We start from the raw sequence: 4,702 nt of genomic DNA, 5'->3' as shown, positions 1-4,702 counted from the left end.
GCCGACCTGATCACCCTGGTCCTGCTGACGAAGACGGATCGAGCACAGCCCGCCGACCAGGACTGGATCCGCCGCACCGGTTCCTACCACGATGTGCACGTCGCCACCGGGATGCTGGCCGCCCGCCACGACATCAGCCTGGCCGAAGCCTTCACCCGGCTGCGCGCGCACGCGTTCGTCCGCGGTCACACCGCGGTGGATCTGGCCCGCGACGTCATCGCCCGTCGCATCGACATCAACGAACTGAATGAGTGAGATCATGGGTTGTGAAGGAGGTGATCACATGCCCGAGAACACGTCGGCCACAACGTCAGCCTTGATCGACGCGGTCTCGGAGATCACCGGTGCGCTCGTCGACGGGCACGCCGACACGGGGCCGGTGCTCTACCGCATCACCGAGATCGCCGCGGACCTGCTGTCGGCGGCCGCGTCGGGAATCATGGTCGTCGACCCCCTCGGCGGACTCGCGGTGGTGGCCGCCTCGGACGAGCAGGCCCGGCTGGTGGAGCTGCTGCAAACCCAGAGCGAGGCCGGGCCCTGCCCGGAGTGCATCCGCACCTCCGAGGTGATCGCCGTCCCGAATCTGGGCACCGATGCCGACCGGTGGCCCGAATTCCAGGCGGTGGCAACCGAGATCGGCTACCGGGCCATTCTGGCGGTGCCGATGATCCTCGACGGTCACACGGTCGGTGGGCTCAACATCTTGTTCACCGAACCCACTACGTTCGATCACGAACGCCGTCGCCGCGCGGGAATTCTCGCCGATCTGGCGCTGCTCGAGTTGACCCACGAGCACGGTGACCACCGCGCGGGCCGGCTGTCGGAGCGGACATTGGCGTTGGTCAACGACCGCACGCGGGTGGGGCAGGCGACCGGGATCGTCGCCGGCACCCTCGATCTCACCCCCGGGCGGGCGCGGGCCTTGATCGACGATCACGCCCACCGCCTGGGCGTCACGCTGGGAGTGCTCGCCCGGTCGATCACCGCGAGGTCGGTCCACCCCACCGAATTACTCGCGGCCGACGCACCCATCCCCAAGACCTCGTGACCTCGCCCGTCGCTTCTTGGCGGTGCTGCCGCTCTGGTGGTGCTGCCACCTCTTGGGACAGGGCTCGTCCTCAGCGCCTCCGGTCCGGGCCGAGGTCGACGACCCTTTCCGCCACCTTCGCCAGCGGAATGTTGGACTCCTGAGACAGTTTGGTGAGCATCGTGAAGGCCTGGTCCGCGCCCACATCGAAGCGTTCCATCAGCATGCCCTTGGCCTGGCCGATCAGGTCGCGGCTGACCAGGGCGGACCGCAACTGCACCTCGCGGCGGTCGGCGATGATCGCGATCGCCGCATGGGCCGCCAGCACCTCACCGATCGCGACGGATTCGTCGTCGAACGCGTGCGCGGTCATCGCGAGCACGTTCAGGGCGCCGACGACGTGGGTGCGGGTGTAGAGGCGGAACGAGGCGACGCTGCGCACCCCCGAGTCGATGGCTTCCCTGGTGAATTCCGGCCACCGGGTTTCGTTCTCGAGGTCGTCGCTGCGGACGACCTCACCGTCCACGGCGGCCTCGACACACGGGCCCTGACCGTGCCGGGCCTGCACCGCGTCGAGGTCCGCGGGCAGCGCGCAGGTGGGGGCGAGGGACTGGAACTTGTGGTGGCCGCTGATGGTGAGTATGTCGGCGCTGTCGGCGCCCGGGATCAAGTCCACCGCGGCCTGGGTGACCGCGTGCAGGGTGCTGTCGAGATCGGTGGGGGAGGTCCAGGATCGGGCCACCTCGGCCATCATCACCCCGAGGCCGGCGTGGTCGAAATCGTTCATCGAACACCTCCCGCGCATCGTTCGACTCCCGGCGGGCGTCCAACGGGCCGCCGCGGGCACGCGGCACCGATCGAGCACGCCGAGCGTCTCACTTCGAACACTACGCCGCCACGGCGCGGTGCCGCACCGAGCGGCCGGTAAGATCGAAACTTCCGGTAGAACAGCCTGCCGCCCGTTCAGCGGCAGGTCGGATGCATCTGCGGCGTAGCCGACAAGGATCACCCCTGATGCCCCACTACTTCGTTGACGACCAGGACGAGGTCACCCACCGGGTCGACGCGGTCGCGTCCGCGCTCGACGACCTGCACCGTCGACTCGGCTCGAACACCGATCAGGCTCCGGTGCTCCTCGAGACCGCCCGGGTGCCCGGTTTCCTCGGGCAACTGTGCCACTGGGCCGTGGACACGATCCCCGGGGCGCAGATGGCCGGGATCACCGCGATCGGCGCCGACGGCACCGTCACCACCCCCGCGTGCAGCGACCAGCGGGTGGTCGACGTCGACGCCGACCAGTACCGCACCGGGCAGGGCCCCTGCCTCGAGGCCGCCGCCACCGGTGTGGTGGTGCGAGTGCGCATCGACGAACTGCCCGAGAGGTGGCCCGCCTTCGCCGCGGCCGTCCGCGGGCTGGGTGTGCGCAGTTATCTGTCCGCGCCGCTGCGCCTGGACGGCGATCATGTCGGTGCCCTGAACCTCTACGGAACCGACGACCACGGTTTCGGTGAGCTGGACGTCGCGCTGTTGAGGATCTACACCACCTTCGGGGCCGCGGTTGTCGGGCTCTCCCGCGATGTCGGCACCGCGCTGGACGAGGTCGCCGGCCTGCGCACGGCTATGGCCAGCCGTGCGGTCATCGAACAGGCCAAGGGTGCTCTCATGTCCAGCCGGGGGTTGTCCGAGGACGCGTTCACCGTCCTCGTCGAGGTGTCCCAACGCGAGAACGTCAAACTCGCCGAAATCGCCCGCCGCATCGTCACCTCGCTCGGCGACCGCACCTGAACCTCGACCGGACAACGTGGGTATGTGACGGTGTCGGCGGAGGTCAGCGGTGTGGGGGACGGAGGGAAATGGCCCGGTCCTGGCTAGGGACAGTCGGGACGTGTGCGGTTCGGGGTCCTCGACATCGGTTCGACCTCGGCGCAATTGCAGATCGTCGAGGCAACCGCGGGTGCTCCGCCGCTGCCGCTGTTGATCCAGGGCACCGCCGCAACGTACGGGTCCGTTCGTGCGACGAACGGTGTCCGACGGGCATTCACTCCAGGGCTCTGCCGCCGGCGAAGCTGCCGACGGACCGCGTTGCGGAGTGTCTCCACCTCCCGCCCGAAAACTCCCGTGCGGCATGATCTTGGTCGGTTACTTCCCGTAGGTGGCGAACAGGCGGTGCAGGGCTTCGTCCCAGTAGCGTTGGCGGTGCCGGTCGAGTATGCGGGTGCACCAGGTGTGCAGGCCGGCGATGAGAGCGGTGGCCAGGGCGAGGGCACCGATGAGGGCTGCGGCGGTGTTGCCGGCGACTTCGGGACCGGTGATCTCGGGGCCGGCCCAGTTGCCGGAGGAGTCGACGAGGATGCCGGTCTGGGTGTGGGTTGAGACCCCCGCTGGTAGTTCGATGGTTCCGGTTCGGGCGTCGCCGGCCCAGTGCCAGGTCGCGGCGGCGAGGACGGGGTCGGTGCGGGAGTCGAGGCGGGCGGCCGGCCTAATAGGAGTGTCGGGGTCGGGGTCGGGGTCGGGGTCGGGGTCGGGGGTGATGGTGGCGGTCACCGGGTGAGTGCGGATCTGTTGGTCGGCCGCGCGGGCGCTTTCGGCGTCGTAGACCCCCGCCGCGACGCCGACGGTGAGGACAAGCATCAGTGCGGCGACCGCCGCGAGCAGCAGCTGCAGTCGGACGGCCAACCGGTCCACGGGACGGTGGAAAGGTTGCCGACGGTCGGCGGAGGGCGCGCCCACCGCCCTCGCCGCACGTCGGCGGCGTCTGAACCCCATCCTGATTCCTCCCTCCCTTCGCCATTGCGCACCGGTGTGTATCCGCGGTGCTGGTTGCAGGGTGCCCGGCCGCCGGTTCCCGCACACTGCCCGCCGGCCGGCCCCGGTGGTGCGGTGCCGCGGTGGACCTTTTGCGGGTACTCGACTTCGCGACCGTGACCGAGACCCCGTGACGGAAAGGTAACGACGTGACCGAAAACCCTGACACCGCCCAGATACCGCGACCGCTGGCCCTTGTCACCGGCGCGTCGCGCGGGATCGGCCTGGAACTGACGAAACTGTTCGTACAGGACGGCTACGACCTGGTCATGGTCGCGGACTCGGACGCACTCGACGCCGCGGTGATCGAACTCGCCGCACCGGAAGCGATGGTCGTCCCGGTGCGCGCCGACCTGCAGACCGAGGCCGGAGTGGCAGCGGCGTACGCGGCCATCGAGACGGACGGTCGGCCTCTGGCCGCGGCCGTGCTGAATGCTGGTGTCGGTCGGGGCGGGTCGTTCGTCGACACGCCACTGGCCGACACGCTCGCCGTCCTCGACCTCGACCTCGACCTCGACGTCCGCTCCACCGTGCACCTGGCGAAGCTGGTCCTCGACGACATGACCAGGCGGGCGCGGGCAGGGTGCTGTTCACCTCGTCGGTGGCGTCGACGATGCCCGGCCCGTACCAGGCGGTGTACAACGCCTCGAAGTCGTTCGTCCAGTCGTTCAGCGAGGCGTTGCACAGCGAACTGCCGGCACCGGTGTGACCGTCACCGCGCTGATGCCGGGCCCGACCGACACCATTTCTTCTCCCGGGCGCATGTGGGCGTCACCGTGTTGGGGCGGGGCCCGAAGGACGATCCCGCCGACGTCGCGAAACAGGGCTACGACGCGATGTGGCGCGGGGAGCGGAAGGTCGTCGCCAGTT

General features: G+C 69.4%; 5 protein-coding genes and 1 pseudogene. 4 read left to right on the top strand and 2 right to left on the bottom strand.

Translation table 11 applies throughout. The annotated features are described in order from the left end of the window. Together ACFTZB_RS43130 and ACFTZB_RS43125 are read left to right on the top strand one after the other, a co-directional pair. The coding region (locus ACFTZB_RS43130; RefSeq protein ID WP_378441728.1) for an ANTAR domain-containing protein at positions 1-255 on the top strand (255 nt) is incomplete at its 5' end. 28 nt (positions 256-283) lie between these two features. Next, positions 284-1,048 carry a GAF domain-containing protein gene (locus tag ACFTZB_RS43125; RefSeq protein ID WP_378441725.1) on the top strand — a complete coding sequence of 255 codons (765 nt, stop codon included), beginning with the start codon at positions 284-286 and terminating at the stop codon, positions 1,046-1,048. A 70-nt stretch (positions 1,049-1,118) separates the two neighbouring features. Here the strand turns inward: ACFTZB_RS43125 and ACFTZB_RS43120 are convergent, their stop codons facing one another. Next, positions 1,119-1,814, bottom strand: coding sequence for a GAF and ANTAR domain-containing protein (locus ACFTZB_RS43120; protein WP_378441720.1), 696 nt, complete (start codon positions 1,812-1,814; stop codon positions 1,119-1,121). Positions 1,815-2,041: 227 nt separating this feature from the next. Here ACFTZB_RS43120 and ACFTZB_RS43115 point away from each other — a divergent pair, with 227 nt between their 5' ends. Then, positions 2,042-2,812 carry an ANTAR domain-containing protein gene (locus ACFTZB_RS43115; protein WP_378441717.1) on the top strand — a complete coding sequence of 257 codons (771 nt, stop codon included), beginning with the start codon at positions 2,042-2,044 and terminating at the stop codon, positions 2,810-2,812. 354 nt (positions 2,813-3,166) lie between these two features. Here ACFTZB_RS43115 and ACFTZB_RS43110 read toward each other — a convergent pair whose 3' ends face one another. Then, positions 3,167-3,793 carry a hypothetical protein gene (locus ACFTZB_RS43110; protein ID WP_378441714.1) on the bottom strand — a complete coding sequence of 209 codons (627 nt, stop codon included), beginning with the start codon at positions 3,791-3,793 and terminating at the stop codon, positions 3,167-3,169. A 257-nt stretch (positions 3,794-4,050) separates the two neighbouring features. On the opposite strand from ACFTZB_RS43110, the pseudogene ACFTZB_RS43105 reads away from it, so the two are divergent. Further along, positions 4,051-4,702: pseudogene (locus tag ACFTZB_RS43105) on the top strand (SDR family NAD(P)-dependent oxidoreductase); the annotation flags it as partial.

Origin of the sequence: Rhodococcus sp. NPDC057014, from assembly GCF_042673295.1 — a bacterium.
GTDB lineage: Bacteria > Actinomycetota > Actinomycetes > Mycobacteriales > Mycobacteriaceae > Rhodococcus_F.
Note: the sequence above shows the minus strand (reverse complement) of the source record. Positions and strands in the feature narration are given on the sequence as shown.